This is a genomic window from Thermoplasma acidophilum DSM 1728 (assembly GCF_000195915.1).
Lineage (GTDB): Archaea > Thermoplasmatota > Thermoplasmata > Thermoplasmatales > Thermoplasmataceae > Thermoplasma > Thermoplasma acidophilum.
Genome location: NC_002578.1, coordinates 1,045,532 through 1,072,524, shown reverse-complemented (window position 1 = coordinate 1,072,524; position 26,993 = coordinate 1,045,532). Strand labels below are relative to the sequence as shown.

Sequence of the window (26,993 nt, the reverse complement as noted above, 5' to 3'; positions counted from 1 at the left end):
TGATCAATGGTGAACGCAAACGTTGTAATAGCTGGACCAGGTACTGGAAAGACAACGAGCATATCGCAAAAATATCTTGAACTGGTTCAGAGCGGAGTGGATCCAAACGATATTCTGTGTATCACCTTTACCAACAAGGCAGCTGAAAATATGAGGAGCAGGATAATAAAGGCGCTTGAACGTTCCGGGACGCAGATCGATCTAAGCGTCATAAACGTTTACACCTTTCATTCCTTTGCCAATTCTGCAATAAGGAGGTACGGATACAGGGGAATCGTGAATCAGAATTTCCTCAGAAAGATCATATTCGATTACCTGATAAGGAACAGCGTTTTCAACTATGAGAGAGAATACCTGATCTCAAGAATAGTACCACAGCTAGAAAACATAATCAGGTACCTGGGAAGCTTCGGAATAGATCGTATTGAGAATCCTGAAGAAACTGCGGCATCGCTCAGAGAGATCTTCAAAAAGCGCAGAGAGGAAAAGAAGATAAAGGAGGATCTCGAAGAAATAACCGCCATCTTCATCCATTTGAGCAAGATCATGGATGAATATCGCAATGCCAAGGAAGCGAGAGGGGTGATCGACTACAACGACATGATAATAAAATTTCTGGAACTTGAGAAAAAACCGCATTTCAAATATGTTCTGGTGGATGAGCTGCAGGACGCAAGTGATCTGCAGGCAAGGCTCATAAAATCAGTTGCAGATGATATATACGCGGTTGGAGATAGAAAGCAGGCCATCTTCGGTTTCCAGGGAGGAGGGTTTGGAAATTTCAGCAACCATTTTCCAGACGCCCATGTAAACTACCTGCTGACGGATCACAGAAATTCAGAGGCCGTTCTCAATTATGCGCGTGAATTCTTCCTTAAAAACACAAAATATCCAGACCAGTATAGGACCGAACTAGATCAGCTAAAAGCCTCTAAAGCCAGGGGCGGTTCAGTTGAAGTCGTCAGCGGAGAGGAAGAAGCAGTCTTAGATCTCTTGAAGAGATTTCCAGAAGGCAAAGTGGGCATACTCGCAAGGCGCAATGACCAGGTTATAAAGATATCCGAAATACTGGACAGCAATGGGATGAGATATGCGTCCAGTGCACTTTCTGCGGCAAGTGATCGGGCGAAGAAGGATGTCATCGCATTCCTAAAAATGATAATCTATGGAGATATGCAGAGCGTTATAGATGCGCTATTCACACCATTCAGCGGGTTACAGATAAGCGAGGCGTATGACATTAAGGAAAGCCTCATAAGCGGGAACACTAGCTTACAGAACTATGATCTACTGAACAACCTGAGAAGGACTTATTCAGCCCCAGGAATAAATGGGCTCATCGACATGTTCGAGAAACTGATAATTCCCATCGCGTTGGCTTTCGATCAGCGCTATTTCCTGACGGTGGAAAGGATATATAAGAACCTCAGAGAATACTTAGATTTCTATGGCAACGAAGATAGATCCGACCTGATAAACTATCTGGAGATCTGCGACGATGAGGTTCAGGAAATAGATGCGGATGAAAGGATCTCTGTTCTGACTGTTCACAAGGCCAAGGGGCTCGAATTTGATCATGTTATATATCTTCCGAAAGCCAAGAAGGATGAAAAGATGAGCGCCGTGGATCTTGTGGCCGAGCAGATGATCAGGTTAAAAACAGGTCGGGATATCTCTGTGGACCTTGAGGATGAGGACACACGGGTAGATTTTGTTGCCATAACACGCGCAGCCCAGAATCTTGTGATCGTTTCGGACGACGAACGGTATCTTAACCGGTTTTCAATGAAGGGGGGCTCAATCACGGCATCTACATCCACAATGAGCAAGGATTACTATGATATCAAGAGGGAACCATACCTTGCCTTTGTACGGGGAGACCTGAAGCATGCCTCGGACATGATACACGAAGAGGGCAGAATACGAAAATTGATATATTCTGGCATCAGGAAGAACAACGTGATCTCATTTTCACTGCTTGCGTCACTTGAGGATCCATTCAGGTTCCTCAAGGACCACATACTCGGGCTCAAGTATACGAGTCCTGCCATGGGATTCGGTACCTCCATACATTCCATAGCACAGGATGTTTTTGAAGGCAATGTACAGGCAGAACAGATACCTGAGAGGCTGAGGCCTTACTACTGGAATATCCTAAACATAATGAAGAAGATACAAGATGTTTACGGCATGAGCCAGATCGGCAGCGAACTGGAGGTCAAGATACCGGGTTCTGCCTACATGAGGGAGGCAGATGCATTCATACTCTATGGGAGGATAGATGCGGTCTTCAGCGATGGTGAGAAATATCTCATAGTAGATTATAAAACAGACAAGAGGAAGAACTCTGGGAATCATTATGGTGATCAGCTCGCTTTCTACAGAATGCTGTATTCCAAGGCCAACCATATAGATCCCAGCAGAGTTAAGACTGCCATAGCTTATATAGGTCTACGTCCAGGGGTGAATACCGGCAGGATAGACTGGGACCTTTACCCCATGGAAAAGAACGATTCGAAGATAAGGGATCTCATACGCAAATACGTTCAGTACTGCACAGATCCGGAGGCATTCATAGACGATCTGATAAGTATGGGTCCGGACAGAACAGAGGACACGCTATACGATCGCATAGTTGCGATACTCACCGCTGGAAGCAAGCTGTAAGAACTAAACTTCGATTTGAAGAAAGCCTCATCACGCGGAAATATGACATTAATACTTCATGTCATACCTATTATTTATCTATAATTATGTTATTACCCCATGATGAAAGATCCAGCATCGCACTATTTTAAATGTACTCCGAGGGAGAGAGCTGTTTTCGAAGCTGGCATCAAACTCGGAACGGTGTATCATCATATACGTCGGCATACCGATAAACCAGGGAAATATAAATTACATAGAGAAGGCCATAAGGGAAAGCATAATGGTGCAGCCCTTTGTGGAGGATGCAGAAGTTCATATTGATCCAACGGTCAACAACAAGAAGCCCGGCGTTTACAAGTACCTCACGCTCAGCGGGGAAATGCTGGATGTAAGGATAAAGATAAATTATGATGGAAATGTAATTGTTGCCCGATTGAAGTATATTCCAGAGATGGACTACCCATTGATGTACATAGAGGAGTGATACCTTTGGCAATAAAAATTGGGATCACCGGTCCCGTTGGATCGATAAAATCAGAGGCTCTCCAGAAGATCATAGACATGCTGAAAAATGATAATCTCAATGTGCAGGGCGTTCTGGTTTCAAAGGTAACAAACAATGGTAAGCTGACTGGTTACACCATAGAGGATATAGAATCTAAGAGGAAGGCCCAATTCTGTTTTGATAACTTCGTTTCCAGGGTTAAGATAGACAAGCTAGGTGTTGACACAAAGATACTGGAGGAAATACTCATCCCCAGCCTTCAGAAGGCCAGAGAGACTGCAGACGTCATAGTGATAGATGAGATAGGTAAGCTAGAGAATACAACGAAAAAGGTGCATGCAGAGATAGAAGAGACGCTTAAATGTGGCAAGCCCCTCATCGTTACGCTGCACAAGAGATCCAGGAATCCAGTATTACAGGAGATAAAGAGCCTGGAAGGCGTCAGGGTTTTCGACATAACTCCGATAAACAAGAACATACTCCCGTTCAAGGTCATGCACGTCCTCAAGGGTGAGGAATGATAGTGAGGGAGGGTTCAGCTGAAATACTCGTCCCAGAAGTTTACCATGGCCCTGGAAAGAGAGGTACGGGTTTTTACAATGCCGACCAGAAGATAAATAGGGATATAACCATTGAATTCATAAAAAAGATGGGAATAAGGAACGTTCTGGATGGATTCGGCGGTACTGGCATAAGGGGCATCCGGATATCCAAGGAAACGGATTCAGCGGTGACGATATCGGAGGTTTCTCCAGATTCATACCGCCTGATCAGGGATAACGTAGAAAGAAATGGATCACAGGCTTCAGTCATCAACGATTCATTTGAATGCGTGCTCCAGCACGGCGCTTATGAATATGTGGATGTTGATCCGTATGGTTCTCCAGTACCATATCTTGACGCTGCACTTATGGGTGTAAAGCGCAACGGTTTTCTTGGAGTTACCGCAACTGACCAGTCGGCACTAACAGGATCGGTCCCCCACAAGACACGCATAAGGTACGATGCACTAATAAAAAATGATACATTCAGGCATGAGATGGGCATCAGGCTCCTGATAGGATATATGGCCAAGAGAGCTGCATCGCTCGGCCGGTTCATAGATCCATTGATCTCGATATGGCATGGCCACTATTACCGTGTTTTTGTAAGAGTCAGGAAGGGTTTTGAGGGGGCAGGAAGGATGATGCAGAATCTTGGCTACGTGAACAAGCATAACTTACTATCTGGCATATACCAAGATATGGACGAGGGACCAGTATGGAAGGGAAATTTACAGGACAATGCAGTCGCCGAGGCCGTTCTTGCATCCGCAGGCCACAAGGCCTTCAATCCGGAGGAAAACCGGTTGCTCTTCTGCGACCTGACGGACATCGCAAGGGCGAGGCACACAAGCCTACCTGACATAGAATCGGTTATAGATGCACTGTCATCTTCAGGCCATGCCGCGTCAAGGACGATGTTCTCACCCACTGGAATTAAAACGGATGCCAGCTGCGACCTGGTGGAAAGCCTCATGATGGATACACTGCACAGACGATCGCCGGCATAGGCAAAAATAATATATTGCGTAATGTTCAGTTTCCGTAAATGAGCAGGTTCTCCATAATAAGGCCGGTCAATGGATTGATGGGTTTCATATCAACTTACATTTCAGCGTTCATAGCCGTGGGAAGCAGGATAGCGGATCACATCGTTGCCGTGACGATAGCGGCAATTGCGGTTTTTCTTGTAACATCGGGCGGAAACATAATAAACGACATCGTTGATGTGGAGGTGGACAGGATCAACCATCCCAGGCGTCCCCTTGTTACCGGAGAGCTCTCTAAGAAGACAGCTCAGGCAATGTTCATAACTTTTTTTGCTGTTGCAATAGTCATATCGGTTTTCATATCCATAATCGCGATGCTGATAGTGATACTGGCCGAGGTTCTGCTGGTGTCATATGAGTATGCACTTAAGAAGACCGGCCTACCAGGCAATGCAGTTATAAGCCTTCTGATAGGCCTTATATTCATATTTGGAGGCGTATCCGTCTTCTCATATGGAAAGATGGTATTTCTCTTTCTTTTGGCGTTCACCTCGAACATGTCACGCGAGATCATAAAGGATGTGGAGGATGTGAACGGTGATTCCGATAGAATAACATTTCCAAAGAAATACGGAGTGCGGAATGCCATTATATTATCCGATGCAATAATAGGTCTTCTTGTCGTAATATCATACATCCCATTCGCGATGCACATACTCTCGAGATTCTACCTCTATGTCGTTGTAGTTGCAGACGCGCTCTTTATAGTGTCTGGAGCTATATCGTCCCGCAATCCAACCTCAGGCCAAAAGGTGTCGAAGTATGCCATGATAGTTGGCATGGCATCATTCCTCGCAGGTGCGTTATGATGACCGTCCTCGAAGACATGCTGAGAAAGACGCGAAACGGCAAGGTTCACATGACTCTCATAGATCCAGGGGCAAAGCCGCCTCAGGAATGCGCGCGCATAGCTGAAGAAGCCGAGATGGCCGGTACAGATTTCATTATGGTCGGTGGATCCACGGACATAGATAGCAGGGCCATGGACGAAGCCATATCGGCCATAAAGGCAAAAACTGATCTAAAGGTCATAATATTTCCAGGATCGTCGTTGATGATATCTCCAAAGGCAGATGCCATATTCTTCATGAGCCTTCTGAATTCAGGGAGTCTCGAATACGTCGTTGGACATCAGGTCAAGGCTGCAATTCCACTCTCTGCGATGAAGATAGAGAAGATACCGATGGCATACCTTGTCTTTGATCCGGGAATGACGGTTGGCCGGGTTGGTAAGGCGCACCTCATACCGCGTGATGACGAAAAAACCGCGTTGTCCTATGCCCTTGCCGCCCAGTACTTTGGCTTCAGGCTTGTGTACTTCGAGGCAGGAAGCGGTTCACCGTACCACGTTGGAGAGAACGTTGTTAGAAGGGTGAAACAGGAACTGGATATCCCAGTTATAGTCGGTGGCGGAATAAGGACGCCAGAGGCGGCCAAGGCTCTCGCACAGGCGGGCGCAGATATGATAGTTACCGGTACTATAGCAGAAAGATCAGTAAATGTTTATGAGGCGCTGCATCCGATAGTGGAGAGTATAAAGGAGGTAGGAATATCAAAAATACAATGAAGCCGCAAACATGTGCACGCAATGTTGGTCTTGAATATTGTTGGCGCATCCATCGATAACGGTTTCAGGAGTAAGGTATAGCTATGCCGTCTCCCCGTGGATCAGCAGCGCCAACAACCACATCGCCACGGATCAGAGTTGTGATCTGTGCGGTTCCAAATTCCTGAGACACATCGCGCAGGACTACCTTTCTTCCAGAAATTTGCTTCGATACGTTACGGTACAGTTCCTCAGATTCCACGTACACCGCGCCCGGTGCTTCGTATATGGTGTATGGTTCAGTCCATCTGGGCTTGTCTAGTATGGCCTGTGGATCGGTATTGTCCTTCAGTATTTCCATCAAGATCTGCATCTGAACCTGCGGTTGTATATCGCCGCCCATCGATCCAAGCGAAGCGTAGAGATCATGTTCTTTCTCAACCATGCACGCAGCAAGCGTGTGGAACGTCCGCTTTCCGGGCATCAGAGCGTTTGGATGATCCCTCTGCAGTGTGAAATAGGAGCCTCGGTTCTGGAGGACAAAGCCCGTTCCCTTTGGCACTATGCCGGATCCGAATCCCATATAATTGCTCTGGATTATGCTCACGGAACGTCCCTCTGAATCACTTATAGAGAAGTAAGTTGTGTCACCGATATCGTTATGATCCCTCTTTGGCAGCCCATCTTTTTTGCCGTTAGCCGAATCATGTTGCGCTATGTTCATGTACGATGGATCTGTAATTTTTCTCCTTTTGTCATAAGCTTCTTCCATTGTTTCGAAGATATCCTCGATCTTCGCTTCCCACATGGTCCTAGAGTCATAACCGTGGCTTTCCATTCCACGGATCCATTCGATGACTGTGATGCCTTGGCTGTTAGGCGATGTTTCATAGATGCGGAATTCATCAAGATCTGTGAATACAGGTTTCCCAATCAGAGGCCTGTATACGCGAAGATCACGATCGCTGAGTGGAGATCCGGTTCCTTCAAGTCCTGCGATTATAATGTCTGCAAGGCTACCATCATAGAATGATCTGAAGCCCTCCTCTGACATCAGCCGAAATGATTCCGCAAGATCGGGTTGCTTCAATATCTCGCCTGCGACTGGTACACTTCCATTGGGCATGAAGATCGATGACCATCCTCGATACTGCCCAATCACAGGCGCACTTCTAGCAATGGAATCCGAATAGTTTTGCGTAATTGGAAAACCAGCGCTTGCCGTTCTGATAGCAGGTTCCAGTATATCAGCGATGTCCATGGTCGCGAATTTCCTGAATATTTCGTCCCAGGATCCGGCGATCCCGGGGACGGTTATGGCAGCGTATGGCCCCCTCTCCGGTATCTTAGTTAACCCCATCGATTCGTAGTAGTCTATGCTCACAGCCCGTGAAGCTTGACCGCTCCCATTCAGATCCATTATCTGGCCATTTTCATCCCTGATCAATGCGAATAGATCTCCACCTAGGCCGCAAAGATTATTCTGCGTCACGCACAGCATGGCGCTGACCGCTAACGCCGCATCGAAAATGTTTCCTCCGCGTTTAAGAATATCACGTCCAGCAAGGGACGCGAGCTCACTTGACGAAGCAATTACAGATCTCTGTGAAAGTGCATTAGGTCTACTCCTAAACATACATGCCCATGGAATAAATGTTATTTAGAGTTTTTAAAAATATGAAGGGATCACTTGGCTGATGCCAAGGATCTAGAACTTCTGTAGTTTACGTAGACGTACAGCGACAGCATAAAGGCCAGTAACGTGAATCCAACAGCGGTTGTCAGTATGGTTCCCAGCACCATTGGGCCCCTCGTAACTACCTCTGAAAGGACGAGCCTTCCATGCATAGCCGTGGGATACACGGTGAAATACAGCGAATATACGGCTATAACAAGCAACACAATGAAAGCAGCTTTGTTGGTAAGCATACTTCTGGCAATGTTGAACCTGTAAAGCACCGGGGCTCCGATAATTATAATGGCAGGTATCACTATCACAGGATTGATGCTGACGCCCATCTGAACTAGTGAGATAACTCCAAGTATGAAGCCTATGACCGATGATATTATTGCGATTCCAGAGAAGCGTTTGATATCATATAGCACTGGAGCGAGGCCAAAGGTGATAAAAACCGCTGCGATTATGAATAATATATCGCCTGGGCCTACTAGCCACTTTGCAACGTTGAAGCTAACTTGTGCATTGCTCACGGACAAAAGTGAGTTCACAGGATTCCCTGATATCAATAGTGTCACGCCATTCCCACTGATTACGGCCGATACAAATGCAAGAAATATCACGGAGAGCAGGAGCGTAGCGATCACGTATATGTAATAAAGCTGCCTGTCGGTCAGAATCTGCCTCTTTTCTGCAAATTCGCCCAGTATTATGGAGAGGTTCCTTATTATGAACAGTATCAGAAACACAAGGAGCAATGCAGCAAAGGCAAATGCGACTGGCAGGAGAATACCGGCAAATGTGGCGTCGGTTTCAACCACGAACATGGCCAGAAATGTGCCTGTGACCTCCCACACCGGCGCAACGTAGGACATCACGCGCTGTCCGCTGTTCCTCCAGTCAAACAGAAGCATCATGCCTCCCATGAGTTCGGTCAACAGAAATGCTACTGCTGCAGCAGCGGTAAAAAATTCTATTGCAAATAATGTGAGCATATATTCACCTTCCTGCAACGGCTGAAAAACCAGAGGATGAAACCTCGGATTTCACGTCGCCCTTCTTCATGAGCCTGAAAGCATACCAGTAGGAGAATGGCATTATAACCGTGTAAAACGCCATGATAAGATAGCCTGGCACAACGATCGACGGTGAATAGTTGGCTGCCTGATAAACAGTCATCACGTTGTAAATTATCCATGGCTGTCTTCCAACCTCATCCGTCACCCATCCTCCTATGTATATGGGTATAGTCAATATGGCGAAAAGTATCTGAGCCACCAGGAAGCCCTTGTTCTCGTACGGCTTCTTCTTTAGTATCCATGCAATCAGCGTAACGAAGAGGTATAGGCCCAGGAGCGATCCACCCAGCACCATAAGATCGAAAGTATCGTGTACTGCAAGAGGTGGCCATGTGCTAGGATTGAACTGTGAGAGCCCTGGTACTGGCGTATTCAGATTTCCATTTCCAGCAAGCAGGCTCTGCAAAAGCGGTATCTTGAAACCGCCCACTATGACATAGTGCCCGTTCTGTTCAACGATGGTTCCAAATATATGTTCAGGTGCATCTTTTGCCACAGGGTATGGATCGAGATCCAGTGCAGCATACTTCTCAGGCTGGTATGTAAGCAGGCCACTCATTTCAAGCGTACCGGAAATGCCTGCCATTATTATGAGGAACATGTTCATTGGGAACGTAACCTTGAGTCCCTTGCGCCACAGATTCTTCTCCTCAAAGGTCTTGGATCTGATGTACTGGTAGGCAAAGAAAGCTCCAAGGACCATAAGTCCGGAGAAAGCCGTCACTATGGCAACATGGAAGATCTCCCTGCCGGTTGATGGTGTCATGGCTGTTATGAATGGATTCACATCTATGATCTTCCCCGTCTGTTCGTAGTAGCTTATGTTGAATCCGTTTGGTGTGTTCATCCATGCGTTAATCATTGTTATGAATACGGCTGATCCAAGGGTTCCACCAGCCACACCAAAGGTGAGGAGCCAATGGTGCATCCGGTTCTTGAAGACGTCCCAGTAATAGTAGTAAGAGACCAGCATTATGGTCTCGAGGAAGAAGGCAAATATCTCATAGTAGAAAGGAAGCACACCGACAACTGCAATCACAGTCATGAACTTTGGAAACAGGTCTATCAATTCAACGGCCATCACTGCTCCGGATGCCGTACCCACGGCAAAGAACATGACCAGTGCCTTCGCAACACGACGTGTCAGTATATCGTAGTAAGCATCCTTGTACTTTATTGCTATGTACTCCAAAACTGGGAGTATCACTGATAATCCAATACTCATCAGAACGATAAGGATATGCGAACCGATCGAGTACGCGAAGAGTAACCTGTCAAACGTACCTATGTTCATATCAATAAGAATACATAAGAAGTATTTAAAACTAAAATTAAATGATTATAAAATAGAAATGGAGCAAAATAAATACTCATGAATAACATGTTTAAGTCATGATCATGATTTAATTTTATCAACCGCCTCTTCTATTGTATGCGCTGGCGGAAAGCACATCCCATAGCCGCATATGACGTATTGATCTACTTCCTCCAGACTGAATAGAGCGTTATGATAGATGGATTTCTTCATAATCGCATCTATCATGTTCTTGTTGGAAGATACATGCTTTCCCTTCAGATGAAATTCTGCAGTTCTAACGATGGACGGGTAAGCTGCAGGAAATGACTGGGCATTACCGAAGATTGATGTGAGAAGAGAATCCGATCTTTCATGCAGATCCATATTGTCCATGAGCAAGGATAATTGATCGAAGACCCTTATCATCACAGCGTAAGGAGATTCAACCTCACCATCTGTGGGATCCGCATCGAAGACCTCTGACGAGTAGGAGATCTTTCCTTCTTTAATTAGCATCATTGCCTGTTCTGCATATCTGTACGCATCTTCCAGATACTTCCCGTCAAAGGTGATCTGGAACATATCGATCATCGCTTCGGAAAGAAATGCATAATCCTGAAGGGTTGGCGTTTCTATTATATTTCCATTGAAGACGCCGTGGCATATGCGGTCTTTGTTCAAATCCTTGAGCCAGCCTGAAACTATCGTCGCACGTTCAAGATACCTCTTATCATCCGTAGCTCGGTAGGCCCAAGCCAGCCCTGAAACCATCATTGCATTGAGATCTACCAGTTCCTTTTTATCTATAAAAACGGCATCCTTCTCCCGGATATTTCTTAGTTTTTCCAAGCCATGCTGAACTGATCTCTGAATCTCCGGGATGCTCATCAATTTTATGAATTCCTCAGGAGTACCAGCGAAGTAGAGAAAATTTTTACCCCTGTTCTCGCCATATGGGTCGGAAAAATTCCCATTTTCATGCACTTCGAAGACCTTCGTGAACTGAGGAAAATCGTCCTCCAGATATTTTCTGATCTCTTCATAGCTAAATAGATAGTGGCCGCCCTCAATTCCATCGTAATCTGCATCCATGGAGGTATAATACGAAGCGCCGCTGTACATGTACCTGTCCATAAAACTGAAAATATCCTCCACGATCCTAAGGTAAAAATCGTCATGGAAAAGAAGGTACATCTTTGCATATGCGCGCATGAGCTGGGCCTGGGTGTACGTCATCTTCTCGAAATGCGGTATAATCCACATTGAATCGGTGGAGTACCTGAAGAAACCTCCGAACAATGGATCATGAACGCCTCTCACCGCGATGGTCATCAGAGTAGTTTTCAGGAAATCTGACACGTTTTCGTCATGGGTTTTCTCATAGCGGTCCATGAGGAACTCTAGAACCGGAACGTTGTAGAATTTTGTCTGGCCAAAAAATCCTCCATCAGTCCTATCCAGATACCTTGATATGGAATCGTAGAGGCGATCATCAATGCCTGGCGTAACCTTCGATGGGACACTTTCCCTCTCCTCCATTGCATCGGAGACAGCCTTGGCCTGATCCTTGAACTGGTCTGGATCCTTCAAATACATCTGGGAAAGCTGGATTAGTATAGTCTTCAGTCCGGTCATCCCATTACGATCTTCCTTTGGGACGTACGTCATAGCGAAGACGGGCCTGGCATCTGGGAGCAAAATTATGTTAAGTGGCCAGCCGCCATTCCCATTTATGACCTGCGATACCTTCATGAAATATGAATCCAGATCTGGCCTCTCTTCACGGTCTACCTTGACTGGTATATAGTTATTGTTCAGGATTTCAGCGACATCCGGATCCACAAAGCTCTCCTCGTGCATCACATGGCACCAGTGGCATGACGAATACCCTATGCTGAGAAATATGAGTCTATTCTCCTCCGTGGCGATCCGCAGTGTCTCCTTAGACCACATTCGCCATTCAACAGGATCGTTTGCGTGCATCAGAAGATACGGGCTCAGACTTCTGGAAAGTTCATTAGGCATGAGGTTCCATTTGTTTTTCAATTAATAATCTTCCCTACCATTCTCAGCAACAAACATGGATGCTATTTTAGATCATCGTATATGGCTTTTATTATAAAATGAGATTATTGATTATCGATTTCAGCATGATTGCATTTTTGGGAGCGTAGCCGCTATAATCATTATTGAAATATACGTACAATGACTGAGGTTTTACATCAATTATCCTCTGTGCCAGATCCGTCAGATACTCCTCATTGTAATCGGTAGCATAGCCATTCACATTGCCGTGCAACCTTACATATACAACGGAATCTTCTTTGATCCACAATGGAATCCTTTCAGAGCTTACAGCGACTACATGCAGATCACTCTTCTCCAGATCACACCTGGCATCTTCAGAGAACCATGAAATGTTCCTGAATTCCACAACGTTGCAGAATCTTTGGTCCAATGCTTTTTCTATCATGATTAGATTATCATGCGAATATTTGAACGATGGGGGGAACTGGAAGAGTACACAGCCCAGCATTTTCCCAAGTGACCCAATGATCTCATAGAACAGACCAATTTCTTCGTCACAATCCTTCAATCTTTTCACATGCGTTATGGTGCGGTTCACCTTCACGCTGAACACAAAATTCTCTGGAGATCCCTTGACCCAGGATCTTACGCGGGCTGCATTTGGAAAAGAATAAAACGTGGAATTTATCTCCACCGTGTCGAATTTCTGTGCATAATACCTGAACCACTCGCTTTTATTCAGGTCAGAAGGGTAGAACTTGCCGGCCCAGTGCGGATAATACCATCCTGAACAGCCTATTCTGATGTTCATCTGATCTATACTCTATATACTTTATGTGGAAAATATTTTAATAATATGAACCTTTGTTTTTTCCATGCGAGTGCTCATCATCAGCGACGCCCATGCAAATATACATCCCTTGAAATACGTCATTCAGCGTGAAAAATTTGATAAAATTGTATTCTGCGGGGACGCTGTAGATTATGGCCCTAATCCAGGTGAAACGCTAGATTTGTTGAAGGAGAATGCAGACGTGATGGTATCGGGCAATCATGATTATGCTGCAGCTTATTCGGTTGACTGCAGGTGTGGAGAGGAAAATCATGAGCTATCCGTATTCACAAGAGAGAACATAACGTTGAAAAAACTCGGAAAAAATGACATCTCATTCCTGCGATCTCTGCCGAACAGGATGGACATGGAAATTGACGGCATGAAATTCCAGGTGATGCATGGATCCCCCAGAGATGAACTATATGGCTACATGTATCCTTGGTCTGTTCAGGATCATTTAAGAAGCATGCTTGGATCGCCCCTTGATCCGGCAAATTATGTGGTTGGGCATACGCATTACCAGTTTTTGATTCGATATGCTGGCAACCTTGTAATAAACCCGGGATCAATAGGGCAGCCTAGAGATAACCCAATGCCATCATATGCCGTATACGATTCCAGCAGGAATTCAGTGGAGTTCCCGAGATTTGATTATGACAGATCCAAACTTAAGGAGGATATAAGATCGATTATAAGTGATCAAGAAATCCTATCAGGATTATACAGGTTGTTCAGTCTCTAATATGTTCACAAATATTTTTAAGAAAGTTAAAAGTTTAAGTGAAGCAGTAAAACTCAGATCTTCAGCGATGAGATGCACGGACTTCGCCCAGTAGAAGAGTTTATAATGCCTATTCAGGCATCGAACAGCAGGGTCGGTGCGGTCAGAATTGACGCCTGTGGAGATACTCCGACGGGATACCATCATGAGGGTATTGGTCACGTGTCGTTGAATCAGGAAGAAGATCCAAAGCTTCAGCTGAGGAGTAGCTCACAGAGATTATTTCAGGTTGATGATCGTAACTCAAACCCATAAAAAAGAAGTACCAATTTGCAATATGCATATGATAATATAATGAAATGTGTAGTCTGCGGCAAGAATGAAGCGGTTGAACATGGGGTATGCAGCCAGTGTCTGTTTGACCGTGCAAATATAGAAAATATAGGGAACGTAAATATAGCCATATGCCCAAAATGCGGTTCAGTAAGGATCGGAAAGAAGTGGTACCGTGAGGACTATGCAGACCATCTCCTTCCGCTGATAATGGATGAGGTGAAATGCAGCGATCCGGAGGCAAAGATATCTGGAGATCCAAAGAGCGTATATTTTGATGAATCGAATAGAAACCTCGTTTTGAAGGTGAATATTACCAGAGATCACATGGATCCAAAGGTGCAGACAGTATCTGTTCCATACTCCGTAAACTACATCAGTTGCCCGACCTGCAACAAGTTAACAGGATCATACTTCGAGGCAACCATACAGCTGAGGACGGTGAGCACAAAATACGATGAGATACTCTCCGAAGTTCTGGATTCTATAGAGAAGATCATGGAAAAACGCAGAAAAATGGATGCCTCATCGTTCATATCGAAGATAGAACGCAAACCAGAAGGAGTGGACATCTACCTTGGCAAAAAAGGCGATGGAGACCTCGTTTCTTCATTCATACTCGATCATTACTTCGCAACTCTGATCGTTTCAAAATCGCTTGCCGGTGTGAAGGAAGGCAGGAAGTTTTTCAGGTTCACCTATTCCTTGAGAATACTGGACGCACCTGAAGGTGCAATAGTATCGGTGGATAAAAGAAAATATATACTTACAGCCATCAGAAACAGGCACATAGATGTTATAGATGTCGAGACTGAGGAACGGGGACGCATAAACAGAAATGTATTCTTTTCGAACGATGGAAAAATAGTGACAAAGGAACCGCAGGTGAAAAACTTCATAGTCATATCGAGAACCGAGGATGAGAGTCAGATCATGGACTCGCAGACCTTCAAGATAATAACGATAAAGGGCAGAGCAGAGGGAAATGAAATAAGAGTGTTTACTTACAGGGGCAAGTATTTCATCTGAATAGACATGCCTTATTTCGTATCAAATATGCAAATCATCCAATTTGATATTGTTTGATGCGGATGGTTTTCTTCGATAAGGCAGATTCGTATATATCGGGCAGTGCAAGTTTCAGAGATCCGAATTATTTCGAAATTGTGTACCATCGCGCTGACTATGCAATATAAAATCGAAGCTATCCACTCATAACTGAAGATCGGAGGCAGCCATAGGTTGAACGCATTATGAATAGAAAAGATGGTTGGCCATTGATTATCTTAGCTTTAAATTGATATAGTCAATGATCACATATCCTGAAAAGAATACTAGATTACTAATACCCAGTGAGTATACTGTAACATGCGTTCTCGGGCTGAATGGTATCCTCTGAAAGAGGTTATGATACACAGACCCTCCATTGAGATCGAATATGCAATGCTTGCTCCAAAGCCCTTTCTTTTTGAGCGTGCATACAATGTTGGAAAAGCTATCAAGGAACACCAGCGGCTGGAGGAGATACTGAAAGGTGAAGGGGTAAGGGTAAGGCGGCTGGAGAGCGAAATCATTGAAAACGCCGAAAGATCGGAGGATTTCCGGCGAAAACTAATAGAGTATATAACGCAGAACGTTCATTTCTATGGAAAGGTTGACGAGGTCAAAGCCGCGATGCAGGATCTCAAGAAAAATCTGGAAAGACTTGACAGCGCCACCATCTTCGATTACATGGTACTGGAGCCGTCGATCGATCTCAAGACGGATTATGAGAACAGGGCGGTTTATCCAACGGTATACTCGAATATTCCCCTCGCCAACCTCTACTTCATGAGGGATCAGCAGGCCGTTGCTGACAGTGGCGTAATCATTGGGAATATGAAGAGGGATCAAAGGAAGAAAGAGACCGAGATTACCGAATTTCTGTTTAGGAACACACTGGGTGTTTCTAACATCTTCAAGATTCCATCGAACTCGCATTTTGAAGGTGGTGATTTCATGCCAGCCCGTGATTTCAGTTTGATAGGCGTAGGATTAAGAACGGATTTGAACGGTGCCTTCTCAGCAATGCATTCTGGCATGATCACGACCGATGAGGTTGTGCTGGTTGAAAACCCATCTTACGATTTTTCGAAGGAAGACAACATGGTCAACATGCATCTAGACACCTATTTCAACATCGCAGGCGATGGCATCGCGGTGACTTCGGAATACCTCGCATCGCGCGCCAAGACTACGATCTACGGCAGATCTTCCAACGGCAATTATGAGCGTGTTGGCGAGACAACACTGTTAGAATATATGAGATCGAAAGGGTTCAATATTATCGATCTCACCATACCGGAGCAGCTGGCATATTCATCGAATTTCCTGACAATACGGGATCGGCGCATCTTAGCGGTGGATGTGAAGAGTGTCATAAGCAGGCTGATCTCTGACGGGGCCTTCGATCCTGTTACTGAAGATATAGTTAAGAGGGAGCTTCCCAAGATAGGGGAAAACATCTTTCCAGAGAGGAATGATGTCTCAGAAGCTGGAATAGAATACGTTAACGCTGAACTCATAGAGTTAACAGGAGGCTATGGCGGTGCACACTGCATGACGGCCACACTGAACCGGGAATAGGACCCGAATTGGCATCAATAGCCAACATAATATTTCCCTATTTCTTGGAAGTGTGCGAAACGTTCTGTCCATGAGGATGTTTCACACTTTTAGGACTCCAACTCAGTACGTAAATTATCACAGCAGCATCTATTATACATATCCCGAATATCTCGCTTTCTGCCACAGATCCCCATCTCACCAGGTATTCAACAATCCAAGAGGTAATGAGCATGGACAGAATGATCATTCCAGTTCCATACCGTTTACGAATGAGCCTTGAGATACCTAAGGTTGCAAATGAGATCGTTGAGAGTATGAAGAACCAGATGGATACAAAATCGTGTGGATAGGTACCTTCGTGATAGATCCCGATGAGACATAAAAATAAACCTGATATAATGAAGAACGAGAATCCTGCATTTTCGACTTTGTCTTGTGCGTTTATGATACCGTCCACGGAAAACAGCGCAATGAAAACACCTGTTAATATCATACCTCCATTGTACACAAATGGGTCTGTTGGTGCAGGATGGCCATTCTGAAGCAGGTTACCTCCACCCAGATCGCTTAGCGCATTATGCGTCACAGAGAACCATGGGTTGAGAAGCGCTGATATTAATATGGTTATCCAAGCAGATGCAATGGCAATTGACGCGATAATTATGAGGAACTTCGGGGTTTTATTATAATTCTTAATCATCAAAAATATATATCAATACAAATAGATAAGGTATTCCATAAATAAAGGCACAAAGAAGGGCCGGGACCGGGAATCGAACCCGGGTCCGGGGATCCACAGTCCCCAAGGATATCCACTACCCCACCCCGGCCATTGCGAAAGATCAACAAACTGGGAAACGTAATATTCTAGCAATTGATAAGCTTTTCCTCGTTTTCCACACCTGTGAACGTCATCATTCAAGAAAGTGCTGGTCTATCATGCTCATGGTTAATTAGTATGAATCCATTTCCGGCTTATGCCTTTGATACTCATCCTCCTGCTGATCGGCATAGCAGTAGGTGCGCTCACAGGAATAACTGGAAGCAGCGGTGTTCTCATCGTTGTTCCAGCGCTGAGTATTATGGGTCTCAGCTTTCAGGATTCTGTGGGCACAAGTCTGCTGGTCGATGTCATAACTACGTCAACCGTCATATATGTATATCTCAAAAATAAAAATATAGATATAATTCCTGCAGTTATAATGGGTATTGGCGCCCTCGTAGGCACGCAGATAGGGATAAGAATTGCTATAAGTGTATCAGAGAGACCGCTTGAAATAGCATTTGCCATTCTAACCATAATACTTGCAATTCAAATGTTTAGAAGATCCCGCGGCCACAAAACAAGCATCAATGGGAAAAAGGAGTATAGGAGGGCAGCATGGGTCTTCGCATTTCTCCTCAGTATACCTGTGGGCATATTAACTGGCACATTGGGAACGAGTGGAGGCATAATGTTTATAGGAATATTGATGTTATTTTTCTCGCTCAGCGCTCAAAAGATGGTCGGGACTGCAACCTTTGCGATGTTGTTCTCAGCGCTTAGCGGTTCGGCAGGATACCTCATAGTAGGCAGAATATCGATATTAGATGCTGTTGTAATAGGCATTATTTCCTTGATATCTGGCTACCTTTTTTCTACCACAGCAAACAGGATCAAGGAGAGAATCGTTTATGAGGCCATAGGTTCAATATTCGTAATAGTTGTTATAGTAGAAGGGATGAAGATAATGGGCTTCATATAGCATGATGATGTTCTAATCTATTCTCAACATACGCTGAACCGGATAAAACCAAGCGAATACAAAGCGAAGCTTCACTGCATTAAAAATCTGAGTTTATTATAAAAAATAATATTTATAATGATGGTGTCATTTTTTGGATATAGAATCAGAATACAAGGAAAGCGCTGCCTTGCAGCCATCTCCAACGGCAGAGGCAATCTGTGCGAAGTTGCCGGATGTAACGTCTCCTGCTGCATATACCCCTGGAACGCTAGTTCTCTGCCTTGAATCCACCACTATGTACCCTCTCTCATCCAGTTTTACGCCACTATCCTTGAGAAATGAAGTCTGCGGTATGAGGCCGACGTATATGAAGACGCCGTCAGTTTCTATGAGTTTTTCTTCACCCGTTGTCCTGTCTTTGTATTTAACTCCGGTGACCTTCTTTCCATCCCCAACGATCTCGGTTACCTGAGCGTTCATTATGTAGGGTATGTTTCTTTTCTTGATCTCCTGTACGTAGGCGTTTTCGCACATGTACTTAGGCATGTATTCAATTATGGTGACGTTTTTGACGTATTCACTCATTGATATGGCAGCTATGGCCCCTGAGTTTCCGCCACCTATCGTGACCACACGTTTTCCCTTGAAGAGGTATCCATCGCAGGTAGAGCAGTAAGAGGTACCCTTCCCAAAGTATTCGGATTCGCCTTTGACACCTAAATGCTTATGCGTTGTTCCAGTCGTTATTATCACATATTTGGCATGGTACGTATCGTCATTTGTCTCAATGTCAAAGCCGCCTTGCGTTTTCTTTATGGATCTTACCTCTACGCCCTCCCTTATCTTGGCATAGTTCGCTGCATGGTCGGCGAAAAGTTTCGCAAGCTCTGATCCGACAATGCTCTTGAAACCAAGATAATTCTCTACCAGTGGTGCCTCTGCAGTAAGGCCTCCAGCTACGGCCTTGTCGAGAATTGCAACGCTGAATCCTGACCTTGCAGCATAGACTGCCGCTGAAAAACCGGCAGCACCGGCGCCGACGATGACAACATCAAAATCTCTTTCTTTTTCCTCTGATGATACTGCATGCAGGTTAAATTCCATGCGCCCTCTATTATTACTTTATTAAAAAGATTAACTACTGCCCAATAACATGATCTTCATTTTATACGCCGAGGCGTTAAAGAAGCTATTGGATGAGAGCTCTGACGGCCTTTCCCAGGCTGAAATCTATGCCAAAATGTTTCATATCTTTTGTTATGAGGCTCGCATAGCGAATATTCGATGGACGAAGCAATTTTCCTGTCTGTACTTTCCTCACAAAGTCTGAAAGCTTGTAGTAATGGGAAAAACTTGTATTCAACTTCTTTAAGTATAATCTAATAGCTTCATTCGGATCAGATTTATCCGAAATCGCTTGATATAAAAGTTCTGCAGATTCTATCGACGGCAGTATTCCTTCACCCGTAAGCGGCGATACGGTACCTACTGATTCTCCTATTCCGACTATGTTTCCTATAGAAGCTACTTCAAAAAGCGGTTTCATCCTTATTCTGCGGCCAGTTATTCTGATGCGGTTATATCGGTCTATCCTGTTCAAATCATCACGCCTTATCGATCCGATGCCAACGTGAAAATGCCCGCGATCTAGCGGGAATTCCCACAAGTAGCCAACTCCTCTATTTAAAAATAAGAAGTAAAAATCTCTATGTATCACGTGATCTGTCAGATATTCTTTTGTGTAATAGGTGAGGTCTCCGTTGATCCTACCCAGATACGACCGCGAAATCCCTGTTGCATCCACGACCAGATCTGCTTTGGTTTCGGTTTCCATCTCAATTCTATTCATCATGTCTCGCTGCAAACCGTTTCGGTCAAAGGTTACAAGACCAGCGGACGGAAATTCAATTTCGCTGCCATTTTCTCCAGACATCGTTATGGTTTCCGATCTAAATAGAACGTAATTATCAAAGTCAATGCCTATTCTTGACATAAAAGGCTTCATCAGGTTAAAGTTAGTGGCATACGCGCATGGGATGTAAAAATCACGTCTCCTTACGTCAAACGCGGTGACATCGAATCCACTCTGTTTCAGTCTTTCGTACAGGTAGAGTCCAGATATGCCGAGGCCCTTAATAGAAATCCTCATCAGTATCACTGAATGTTTGCATCTTCATACGCAATACGCATATTTTTATTATTCGTATCAGAAGACTGTTCAGAAAAACCAGAAGGTAATATCTCAATAACAAAACAAATAGCCATTGATTGTTCTTAGCAGAGCAGTCCGATATAATGAGCTACACCTTCGCTAAAAACATTGGAGTTTCTTAGTTCAGCTGCATAGGATCAATCCCCTCATAATCGAAGTATTCTGACATCGATATCTACACAGAGGTGGATTCAGTTTCTCCCTAACCCTAATCCTCTGGTTACTATATACGATTATAGTCTTTTCTATTTGGGGAAGTCCGCGCATCTGCCTCAAAAGATCTGAAATCTACAGCTTCTTCCAAGCATATGATATCGATAAAAACATGAATTTACAGTTCAAAGGCTCAGGGGTTGCTATCGCACAAGTATTAAGTATATTTGACATAATAGTTTTAAAGTTGGTATTAGAGAGTTCAACAGAAATCGCAATTGAGCGATGGATGAAGGCTAATTTCAAAAAATGATCTAAGGAGAACTCCGGTAACGATTTACGGTGATAATATGCCAGATAATCTAAGCAATGCCAGCGTGCTGAAGATAAGGCTTCAAGGTGGATCGCAGTTCACCTTAGTTGGCCAGATCGCAGAAAACATCATCGACGGAAGCGAGAAGACAGGAATTCCGCTTATTGAGTACGTCAGAAAGTACACTAGATACAAAAAAGCTGAATATGTGGAGATCATACGCAGGGGAATACCTAGGAGCGTCCCCACGGAGAGAACACAGAGATCGATTGAAATATTTTTCAATTCATACGCGTGTCTTGGGATAAGGGATAGGATCAAGATATCCGGTCAAGAGGCAGAAAGAATAATCCAGGAAGCTTCGAAGAGAAACATTAAGGTTGAAGATTATCTGAGAGGGCCGGATTCTCCGTATATTGGAGTCAAAAAGGCTATTGTAATCTGATCAGCGTATCTGTATCAAGAACACCGTCTATTTCCCGGATCTGGTCAACTATCCTGTTCAGATTGTCCGTCGAGTCTGTCCTAATTCTAATTGCAACATCTATCTTCCCAGTGAATTCATAAACCTCTCTGAACCGACTCTTTATCCTCTGCAGAGCGTCCCTGTATCTCTTATTATCTATCTTTACTAGAACTAGGGCGTCGATTGTGTCATCACTGGTCTCAACGGTGAACCTCTTTATTATTCCGTCATCCATCATTTTTTTTATACGTTTTCTTACCGTACCTTCCGATACATTGAGAACCTTCGCTATTTCGGTGTTGCTGATCCTTGCGTTATCTACAAGCAGATTAAGGATGTCCCTGTCTTTTTGATCCACGACCATACAATTCCTTTCATGTTAAAAATTTAACTGTATGTTTACCGATTGAACCTTAGCCATTTTAACAGGATGCACGGTATATTCGCCGCGAGATTATTTGCATGCCGGTAATGAATACGCAGTAAATTTCGACGGTATTCATTGGTGCTGGATCTTCGTTCCACAATTGATAGAAATGTCATGACTCCAGTTGGATATCCCATATTCCGGCATTTTGTCATGCCAGTGACTTCAGCAAAGTTTATATTGAAGAACATATTTATCCGTCTGCTAGGTGATAAGCAATATGATGACGGGACAGGTTCCAATTCTAGTTCTGAAAGAAGGCACACAGAGAGAGCAGGGTAAAAACGCACAGAGGAATAATATAGAGGCAGCAAAGGCGATTGCCGATGCCGTCAGGACCACACTTGGCCCAAAGGGAATGGACAAGATGCTGGTCGATTCCATTGGCGATATAATAATTTCAAATGATGGTGCAACGATCCTCAAGGAGATGGATGTGGAGCATCCAACGGCGAAGATGATCGTAGAGGTCTCCAAGGCGCAGGATACCGCCGTGGGTGATGGTACAACGACTGCTGTTGTGCTCTCTGGCGAGTTGCTCAAGCAGGCTGAGACACTGCTCGATCAGGGTGTGCATCCAACCGTCATATCCAACGGATACAGGCTCGCGGTAAATGAGGCAAGAAAGATCATAGACGAAATAGCTGAGAAATCAACAGACGACGCAACCTTGAGGAAGATAGCTCTCACCGCACTGTCAGGGAAGAACACAGGTTTGTCAAACGACTTCCTGGCTGATCTTGTCGTTAAGGCGGTCAATGCAGTTGCTGAGGTCAGAGATGGAAAGACGATAGTTGACACAGCCAACATAAAGGTGGACAAGAAAAACGGCGGAAGTGTCAATGACACTCAGTTCATAAGCGGTATCGTCATAGACAAGGAAAAGGTTCATTCCAAGATGCCTGATGTGGTCAAGAACGCAAAGATCGCTCTGATCGATTCCGCGCTTGAGATAAAGAAGACGGAAATTGAAGCCAAGGTCCAGATATCGGATCCAAGCAAGATACAGGATTTCCTTAACCAAGAGACGAACACGTTCAAGCAGATGGTCGAGAAGATAAAGAAGAGCGGTGCGAATGTCGTCCTCTGCCAGAAGGGCATCGATGATGTGGCGCAGCACTACCTTGCCAAGGAAGGCATATACGCTGTTCGCAGAGTCAAGAAGAGCGATATGGAGAAGTTGGCCAAGGCCACAGGTGCTAAGATAGTTACGGATCTTGACGATCTTACTCCATCCGTCCTAGGCGAGGCGGAAACCGTTGAGGAGCGCAAGATCGGCGATGACAGAATGACCTTCGTCATGGGATGCAAGAATCCAAAGGCGGTCAGCATACTGATCAGAGGAGGAACAGACCACGTTGTCTCGGAGGTCGAGAGGGCGCTTAACGATGCTATAAGGGTCGTTGCTATAACAAAAGAGGATGGAAAATTCCTCTGGGGCGGAGGAGCAGTTGAGGCCGAACTGGCAATGAGGCTTGCCAAATACGCGAATAGCGTCGGTGGTAGGGAGCAGCTGGCTATAGAAGCCTTTGCGAAGGCCCTGGAGATAATTCCGAGGACGCTGGCTGAAAATGCGGGAATTGATCCGATCAACACCCTGATAAAGCTCAAGGCGGAGCATGAAAAAGGACGCATATCCGTCGGAGTGGATCTCGATAACAACGGTGTCGGGGACATGAAGGCAAAGGGCGTCGTAGATCCTCTTAGGGTCAAAACACACGCGCTCGAGAGCGCCGTCGAGGTCGCAACAATGATACTGAGAATCGACGATGTAATCGCAAGCAAGAAGTCCACGCCGCCTTCCGGACAGGGTGGCCAGGGACAGGGAATGCCAGGCGGCGGAATGCCTGAGTACTGAAAATTTTTCCATCGTCCTCCTTTTTTATTTCTTTTTTTTGCGATAAAATTTCGTAAAAATCAATATACTTTACAGTCCTGATGAGATCTGAAATTACCTTGAGTAATTATTTAGTAAGAAAACTTTATTTTCATTGCTGAATAGGAGAAAAGAAATGCTTTCCAGCAGCATAGGAAGTTTGAACTTCGTCAAATCGGTTGAAATTGTTCCATCTAGGAATTTCGGTACGGATGATCTGATTGCTGCAGCGGATATGCTGGATGGCAGGGTCAACGCTCTGACGTGCCCGGAGAATCCCAGGGGAAGTCCTGGAATAGATCCGATAATGGCACTGTATATAATTTCCAACGAACGCAACATAATACCTGTACCGCACATTACCCCAAGGGACAAGAATAGGGTACATATTCTCTCTCAGATAGAAACTGCCCAGAAAGTTGGCATCAGAAATTTCTTTACCATTGGCGGAGATCCGATAAATCCAAAATATGAATCCAGAGAAGTCAGAGAGATAGATGTCATGGAGATAATAAGGATGATAAAGGGCAGGGAAAATGCAATTGTCGGTGCCGCTCTAAATCCTTACCGTGACGTCGAACCAGAGATCGTCGGCGCGAAGATCAAATCCGGAGCCGATTTCTTTATCTCCCAGGCCGTGTATTCGGCTGAGTACCTCCAAAAGGATTGGATAAAGAAGCGGAATTTCAAGCTGATCGCAGGATTTCTTCCGCTGACCAAGAAAAGCCAAGTTAAATTCTCGGAAAATCTGGGCATTGTCATTCCGGATTCAGTCAAACAAAGATTGCTCAACAGCGAGGATGTGATCTCTACTAGCATGAAAATAATAACCGAGGTGTTTGACGAGGTAAAAGAATATGTAGATGGCATACATATTATGCCGCTTGGGCATAATGAAATTGCCGCACAGATATTGGAAACTATTTGAGGTGTATCTATGGTGAAAACATTGGTATATGGTCTTTATCCAAGGACAGAAAAACTGCGACGCAGTTACAACAGGTGGGAAAGAGGGCTAATGAAGAGCCAGGAAATAGCAGAGATCGTCAGGGAAGAAAAATACGAATTCTATGATCTCCTCGAAAGGTCGGGGATAGACGAATACACAGATCCATTATTCAATTGGTATGATATTCTTCGCCCTATAATCCTGTCTATGGAAAATGTCAAACTAGGGCCGCTGACGAGATACCTTGAGACAAACACGTTTTATAGGATGCCGGAATTCTATGGTATTCCAGCTATAAACAGGAATCTTGTTGAATTTGGTGAGATGGATGAGAATCCACCGTTGCCCGCATATCACCTCGATAAAAATGCATCAATATTTTTGCCATCTCCATACTCAGTTTTCAAGATGTCAAGGTTCATGGAAAAAATCTCTGAGAATGATTTCTACGCGGCACTTGTGAGGGAATACGGGAAAATTGCCAAAACGTTCGGCGTGAGCAAGGTTGTGCTGTTCGACGTTTTCGAATATGGAAATCACAATGTCTCCTACCTTGATCCTCTTCTGGATTCTGCAAAGGTTACTTTGATAGCTAGGGGATCGCCTTCGGCTGATAACTTTGCTGGTCTCGGACACAGATTCGAATACATAGTGGCAGACAGTATGAATGGAGATATGCGGAAGTTTACCAGGGGCATAGGTGCAAAGGTGGTAAGTGCGCATAGAACCAAAATAGAAGACGTTGCAGCGGGAAAGAGGCCGCGGGATGATTCAGTTGAGCTGATAACTCACGATGATTATATGGACTTTCTTCCAAGGGAGATTGCTGACATCAAGGTGGAGATACTGGGAAAAATGGGTGATGCAGCATGACAGCGCTGATAACGCAGGAGATTGGAAGCTTCAGAAAGCCGGATTATCTTGCCAAGGAATTTCACAAGATAGAGCGGACACCTAAATTCACAGAACTGGCGGAGCGGGCGACAAGAGAAACGTTAGAGGTCTTTGAGAGATCTGGGCTGGACAATATAGGTATCGGCGGAGAGATGTTTCGCTGGGAGATGTATGAACATCCGGCAGAGCGCATAAAGGGTATAATCTTCTATGGGATGGTCAGATCCTTTGATAACAGGTACTACAGAAAGGGTTCCGCCATAGACAGGCTTGAGAGGAGGGAGCCGTTCCATGTGGATGAAGTTAAGTTCGTTGCCGGGACAACGAAGAAGCCCTTAAAGGTTCCAATAACTGGCCCATACACAATGATGGAGTGGTCGTTTAATGATTACTATGACAGTAGGGAAGATCTTGCCATGGAGTTTGCCAGGATTATAAATGAGGAACTGAAAGATATAGCAAGTGTATGGAAACAGGTTTCCGGTGGTCGCAGGCTTGAAATACAGATAGATGAGCCAGCAACTACAACCCATCCGGACGAGATGGATATAGTCGTTGACTCCATAAACAGGTCAGTTCAGGGCGTTGATGGCGAGATAAGCATGCACGTATGCTATAGCAGTGATTACAGACTCCTGTACGATCGGATACCGGATCTGAAGATAGATGGATATAATTTGGAATATTCCAACAGAGATACGCTGGAGAGAGGACTGACGGACGATAAGAGAGTTGGCTTTCAGGATCTGAAGTACTTTGCACAGATAAACGAAAGCCTGCAGAGGAAGAAATTCATAGGTATAGGAGTAACCGATGTGCACATAGACTATGTGGAGCCAGTAGAGCTTATAGAAGACAGGATAAACTATGCCTTGAAGATAATAGGCGATCCGGATCTTGTAAGGATAAATCCTGACTGTGGCCTGCGGACAAGAAGCAGGGAGATAGGAGAACAGAAACTTAGGAACATGGTGATGGCCAGAAACAATATCCTAAAACAGCTATAATTTTAATATAACAAATATTTTTAATCCATTCATTTCAACATTGTATTTCTACATCAAGTTGAACGGAAATTTTCATGAAAATGCGATAATGATATTAACC

The 26,993-nt window shown here is 44.6% G+C and carries 26 protein-coding genes and 1 tRNA gene; 17 read left to right on the top strand and 10 right to left on the bottom strand.

Features of this window, described 5'->3' with window-relative positions:
• Positions 1-6 precede the first annotated feature (6 nt).
• The 7 genes from TA_RS05165 to TA_RS05140 all read left to right on the top strand — a co-directional run bounded on the left by TA_RS05165 (position 7) and on the right by TA_RS05140 (position 6,312).
• A complete protein-coding gene (locus TA_RS05165; RefSeq protein WP_156778520.1) occupies positions 7-2,667 on the top strand; it encodes an ATP-dependent DNA helicase in 2,661 nt (886 codons plus the stop codon).
• A gap of 99 nt (positions 2,668-2,766) precedes the next feature.
• Positions 2,767-2,970, top strand: coding sequence for a dihydroneopterin aldolase family protein (locus tag TA_RS08365; RefSeq protein WP_338384670.1), 204 nt, complete (start codon positions 2,767-2,769; stop codon positions 2,968-2,970).
• Positions 2,873-3,133 carry a dihydroneopterin aldolase family protein gene (locus tag TA_RS05160; RefSeq protein WP_338384745.1) on the top strand — a complete coding sequence of 87 codons (261 nt, stop codon included), beginning with the start codon at positions 2,873-2,875 and terminating at the stop codon, positions 3,131-3,133. Before TA_RS08365 ends, TA_RS05160 begins: the two co-directional genes overlap by 98 nt.
• On the top strand, positions 3,130-3,675 hold the full coding sequence (locus TA_RS05155; RefSeq protein ID WP_010901409.1) for an NTPase: 546 nt from the start codon (positions 3,130-3,132) through the stop codon (positions 3,673-3,675). Before TA_RS05160 ends, TA_RS05155 begins: the two co-directional genes overlap by 4 nt.
• Positions 3,672-4,706, top strand: coding sequence for a tRNA (guanine(26)-N(2))-dimethyltransferase (locus tag TA_RS05150; RefSeq protein ID WP_010901408.1), 1,035 nt, complete (start codon positions 3,672-3,674; stop codon positions 4,704-4,706). The genes TA_RS05155 and TA_RS05150 overlap by 4 nt, the downstream gene beginning before the upstream one ends.
• A gap of 38 nt (positions 4,707-4,744) precedes the next feature.
• The gene (locus TA_RS05145; RefSeq protein ID WP_010901407.1) at positions 4,745-5,554 is read left to right on the top strand and encodes a UbiA family prenyltransferase; all 810 of its coding nucleotides are present in this window, start codon (positions 4,745-4,747) and stop codon (positions 5,552-5,554) included.
• Positions 5,551-6,312: a geranylgeranylglyceryl/heptaprenylglyceryl phosphate synthase gene (locus TA_RS05140; protein ID WP_010901406.1), complete on the top strand. Its 762-nt coding sequence runs from the start codon at positions 5,551-5,553 to the stop codon at positions 6,310-6,312. The genes TA_RS05145 and TA_RS05140 overlap by 4 nt, the downstream gene beginning before the upstream one ends.
• A 64-nt stretch (positions 6,313-6,376) precedes the next feature.
• Here the strand turns inward: TA_RS05140 and TA_RS05135 are convergent, their stop codons facing one another.
• The 5 genes from TA_RS05135 to TA_RS05115 all read right to left on the bottom strand — a co-directional run bounded on the left by TA_RS05135 (position 6,377) and on the right by TA_RS05115 (position 13,184).
• On the bottom strand, positions 6,377-7,927 hold the full coding sequence (locus tag TA_RS05135) for a gamma-glutamyltransferase family protein (RefSeq protein ID WP_010901405.1): 1,551 nt from the start codon (positions 7,925-7,927) through the stop codon (positions 6,377-6,379).
• A gap of 50 nt (positions 7,928-7,977) precedes the next feature.
• Complete coding sequence (locus TA_RS05130; RefSeq protein WP_048162353.1) at positions 7,978-8,964, bottom strand: hypothetical protein; 987 nt, start codon at positions 8,962-8,964, stop codon at positions 7,978-7,980.
• A 4-nt stretch (positions 8,965-8,968) separates the two neighbouring features.
• Entirely contained in the window at positions 8,969-10,342 is a 1,374-nt protein-coding gene (locus TA_RS05125) for a cytochrome ubiquinol oxidase subunit I (protein ID WP_010901403.1), read from the bottom strand.
• A 102-nt stretch (positions 10,343-10,444) separates the two neighbouring features.
• Complete coding sequence (locus TA_RS05120; RefSeq protein ID WP_010901402.1) at positions 10,445-12,370, bottom strand: thioredoxin domain-containing protein; 1,926 nt, start codon at positions 12,368-12,370, stop codon at positions 10,445-10,447.
• A 91-nt stretch (positions 12,371-12,461) separates the two neighbouring features.
• Positions 12,462-13,184, bottom strand: coding sequence for a DUF72 domain-containing protein (locus TA_RS05115; protein WP_010901401.1), 723 nt, complete (start codon positions 13,182-13,184; stop codon positions 12,462-12,464).
• Between the two features lie 64 nt (positions 13,185-13,248).
• On the opposite strand from TA_RS05115, the gene TA_RS05110 reads away from it, so the two are divergent.
• The 4 genes from TA_RS05110 to TA_RS05100 all read left to right on the top strand — a co-directional run bounded on the left by TA_RS05110 (position 13,249) and on the right by TA_RS05100 (position 16,887).
• Positions 13,249-13,950 carry a metallophosphoesterase family protein gene (locus TA_RS05110; RefSeq protein WP_048161907.1) on the top strand — a complete coding sequence of 234 codons (702 nt, stop codon included), beginning with the start codon at positions 13,249-13,251 and terminating at the stop codon, positions 13,948-13,950.
• A 105-nt stretch (positions 13,951-14,055) separates the two neighbouring features.
• A complete protein-coding gene (locus TA_RS08155) occupies positions 14,056-14,244 on the top strand; it encodes a hypothetical protein (RefSeq protein WP_156778519.1) in 189 nt (62 codons plus the stop codon).
• 39 nt (positions 14,245-14,283) lie between these two features.
• The gene (locus TA_RS05105; RefSeq protein WP_010901399.1) at positions 14,284-15,291 is read left to right on the top strand and encodes a 60S ribosomal export protein NMD3; all 1,008 of its coding nucleotides are present in this window, start codon (positions 14,284-14,286) and stop codon (positions 15,289-15,291) included.
• 378 nt (positions 15,292-15,669) lie between these two features.
• Complete coding sequence (locus TA_RS05100; protein ID WP_241761812.1) at positions 15,670-16,887, top strand: arginine deiminase family protein; 1,218 nt, start codon at positions 15,670-15,672, stop codon at positions 16,885-16,887.
• Between the two features lie 37 nt (positions 16,888-16,924).
• Here the strand turns inward: TA_RS05100 and TA_RS05095 are convergent, their stop codons facing one another.
• Both TA_RS05095 and TA_RS05090 read right to left on the bottom strand, forming a co-directional pair.
• A complete protein-coding gene (locus tag TA_RS05095) occupies positions 16,925-17,569 on the bottom strand; it encodes a DUF998 domain-containing protein (protein WP_010901397.1) in 645 nt (214 codons plus the stop codon).
• Between the two features lie 58 nt (positions 17,570-17,627).
• Positions 17,628-17,699: transfer RNA gene (locus TA_RS05090), tRNA-His, on the bottom strand.
• A 147-nt stretch (positions 17,700-17,846) separates the two neighbouring features.
• On the opposite strand from TA_RS05090, the gene TA_RS05085 reads away from it, so the two are divergent.
• Positions 17,847-18,614, top strand: coding sequence for a sulfite exporter TauE/SafE family protein (locus TA_RS05085; RefSeq protein WP_010901396.1), 768 nt, complete (start codon positions 17,847-17,849; stop codon positions 18,612-18,614).
• A 126-nt stretch (positions 18,615-18,740) separates the two neighbouring features.
• Here the strand turns inward: TA_RS05085 and TA_RS05080 are convergent, their stop codons facing one another.
• On the bottom strand, positions 18,741-19,700 hold the full coding sequence (locus tag TA_RS05080) for an NAD(P)/FAD-dependent oxidoreductase (RefSeq protein ID WP_010901395.1): 960 nt from the start codon (positions 19,698-19,700) through the stop codon (positions 18,741-18,743).
• Positions 19,701-19,785: 85 nt separating this feature from the next.
• Positions 19,786-20,745 (bottom strand): NAD(P)/FAD-dependent oxidoreductase, encoded by a 960-nt coding sequence (locus tag TA_RS05075; protein ID WP_156778518.1) that lies wholly within the window; start codon positions 20,743-20,745, stop codon positions 19,786-19,788.
• A gap of 566 nt (positions 20,746-21,311) precedes the next feature.
• Between TA_RS05075 and TA_RS05070 the strand changes: the two genes are divergently transcribed.
• Positions 21,312-21,719, top strand: coding sequence for a hypothetical protein (locus tag TA_RS05070; RefSeq protein ID WP_048161904.1), 408 nt, complete (start codon positions 21,312-21,314; stop codon positions 21,717-21,719).
• Here TA_RS05070 and TA_RS05065 read toward each other — a convergent pair.
• Entirely contained in the window at positions 21,706-22,104 is a 399-nt protein-coding gene (locus TA_RS05065; protein ID WP_010901392.1) for an Lrp/AsnC family transcriptional regulator, read from the bottom strand. The two genes, TA_RS05070 and TA_RS05065, sit on opposite strands and share 14 nt — an antisense overlap.
• 283 nt (positions 22,105-22,387) lie before the next feature.
• Between TA_RS05065 and thsB the strand changes: the two genes are divergently transcribed.
• The 4 genes from thsB (at position 22,388) to TA_RS05045 (ending at position 26,893) form a co-directional block, all read left to right on the top strand.
• The gene (gene thsB, locus TA_RS05060; RefSeq protein ID WP_048161900.1) at positions 22,388-24,025 is read left to right on the top strand and encodes a thermosome subunit beta; all 1,638 of its coding nucleotides are present in this window, start codon (positions 22,388-22,390) and stop codon (positions 24,023-24,025) included.
• 154 nt (positions 24,026-24,179) lie between these two features.
• The gene (locus TA_RS05055; protein ID WP_048161894.1) at positions 24,180-24,971 is read left to right on the top strand and encodes a methylenetetrahydrofolate reductase; all 792 of its coding nucleotides are present in this window, start codon (positions 24,180-24,182) and stop codon (positions 24,969-24,971) included.
• A 9-nt stretch (positions 24,972-24,980) separates the two neighbouring features.
• A complete protein-coding gene (locus TA_RS05050; RefSeq protein WP_010901389.1) occupies positions 24,981-25,865 on the top strand; it encodes a uroporphyrinogen decarboxylase/cobalamine-independent methonine synthase family protein in 885 nt (294 codons plus the stop codon).
• Entirely contained in the window at positions 25,862-26,893 is a 1,032-nt protein-coding gene (locus TA_RS05045; RefSeq protein WP_010901388.1) for a methionine synthase, read from the top strand. Before TA_RS05050 ends, TA_RS05045 begins: the two co-directional genes overlap by 4 nt.
• Positions 26,894-26,993 lie beyond the last annotated feature (100 nt).

Bases quoted from the DNA above. Each gene is read 5' to 3' on its own strand.
- TA_RS05165 (WP_156778520.1), top strand. From the start codon at position 7: ATGGTGAACGCAAACGTTGTAATAGCTGGACCAGGTACTGGAAAGACA.
- TA_RS08365 (WP_338384670.1), top strand. From the start codon at position 2,767: ATGATGAAAGATCCAGCATCGCACTATTTTAAATGTACTCCGAGGGAG.
- TA_RS05150 (WP_010901408.1), top strand. From the start codon at position 3,672: ATGATAGTGAGGGAGGGTTCAGCTGAAATACTCGTCCCAGAAGTTTAC.
- TA_RS05145 (WP_010901407.1), top strand. From the start codon at position 4,745: ATGAGCAGGTTCTCCATAATAAGGCCGGTCAATGGATTGATGGGTTTC.
- TA_RS05140 (WP_010901406.1), top strand. From the start codon at position 5,551: ATGATGACCGTCCTCGAAGACATGCTGAGAAAGACGCGAAACGGCAAG.
- TA_RS05135 (WP_010901405.1), bottom strand. From the start codon at position 7,927: ATGTTTAGGAGTAGACCTAATGCACTTTCACAGAGATCTGTAATTGCT.
- TA_RS05130 (WP_048162353.1), bottom strand. From the start codon at position 8,964: ATGCTCACATTATTTGCAATAGAATTTTTTACCGCTGCTGCAGCAGTA.
- TA_RS05125 (WP_010901403.1), bottom strand. From the start codon at position 10,342: ATGAACATAGGTACGTTTGACAGGTTACTCTTCGCGTACTCGATCGGT.
- TA_RS05120 (WP_010901402.1), bottom strand. From the start codon at position 12,370: ATGCCTAATGAACTTTCCAGAAGTCTGAGCCCGTATCTTCTGATGCAC.
- TA_RS05115 (WP_010901401.1), bottom strand. From the start codon at position 13,184: ATGAACATCAGAATAGGCTGTTCAGGATGGTATTATCCGCACTGGGCC.
- TA_RS05110 (WP_048161907.1), top strand. From the start codon at position 13,249: ATGCGAGTGCTCATCATCAGCGACGCCCATGCAAATATACATCCCTTG.
- TA_RS08155 (WP_156778519.1), top strand. From the start codon at position 14,056: ATGCCTATTCAGGCATCGAACAGCAGGGTCGGTGCGGTCAGAATTGAC.
- TA_RS05105 (WP_010901399.1), top strand. From the start codon at position 14,284: ATGAAATGTGTAGTCTGCGGCAAGAATGAAGCGGTTGAACATGGGGTA.
- TA_RS05100 (WP_241761812.1), top strand. From the start codon at position 15,670: ATGATACACAGACCCTCCATTGAGATCGAATATGCAATGCTTGCTCCA.
- TA_RS05095 (WP_010901397.1), bottom strand. From the start codon at position 17,569: ATGATTAAGAATTATAATAAAACCCCGAAGTTCCTCATAATTATCGCG.
- TA_RS05085 (WP_010901396.1), top strand. From the start codon at position 17,847: ATGCCTTTGATACTCATCCTCCTGCTGATCGGCATAGCAGTAGGTGCG.
- TA_RS05080 (WP_010901395.1), bottom strand. From the start codon at position 19,700: ATGGAATTTAACCTGCATGCAGTATCATCAGAGGAAAAAGAAAGAGAT.
- TA_RS05075 (WP_156778518.1), bottom strand. From the start codon at position 20,745: ATGAGGATTTCTATTAAGGGCCTCGGCATATCTGGACTCTACCTGTAC.
- TA_RS05070 (WP_048161904.1), top strand. From the start codon at position 21,312: ATGCCAGATAATCTAAGCAATGCCAGCGTGCTGAAGATAAGGCTTCAA.
- TA_RS05065 (WP_010901392.1), bottom strand. From the start codon at position 22,104: ATGGTCGTGGATCAAAAAGACAGGGACATCCTTAATCTGCTTGTAGAT.
- thsB (WP_048161900.1), top strand. From the start codon at position 22,388: ATGATGACGGGACAGGTTCCAATTCTAGTTCTGAAAGAAGGCACACAG.
- TA_RS05055 (WP_048161894.1), top strand. From the start codon at position 24,180: ATGCTTTCCAGCAGCATAGGAAGTTTGAACTTCGTCAAATCGGTTGAA.
- TA_RS05050 (WP_010901389.1), top strand. From the start codon at position 24,981: ATGGTGAAAACATTGGTATATGGTCTTTATCCAAGGACAGAAAAACTG.
- TA_RS05045 (WP_010901388.1), top strand. From the start codon at position 25,862: ATGACAGCGCTGATAACGCAGGAGATTGGAAGCTTCAGAAAGCCGGAT.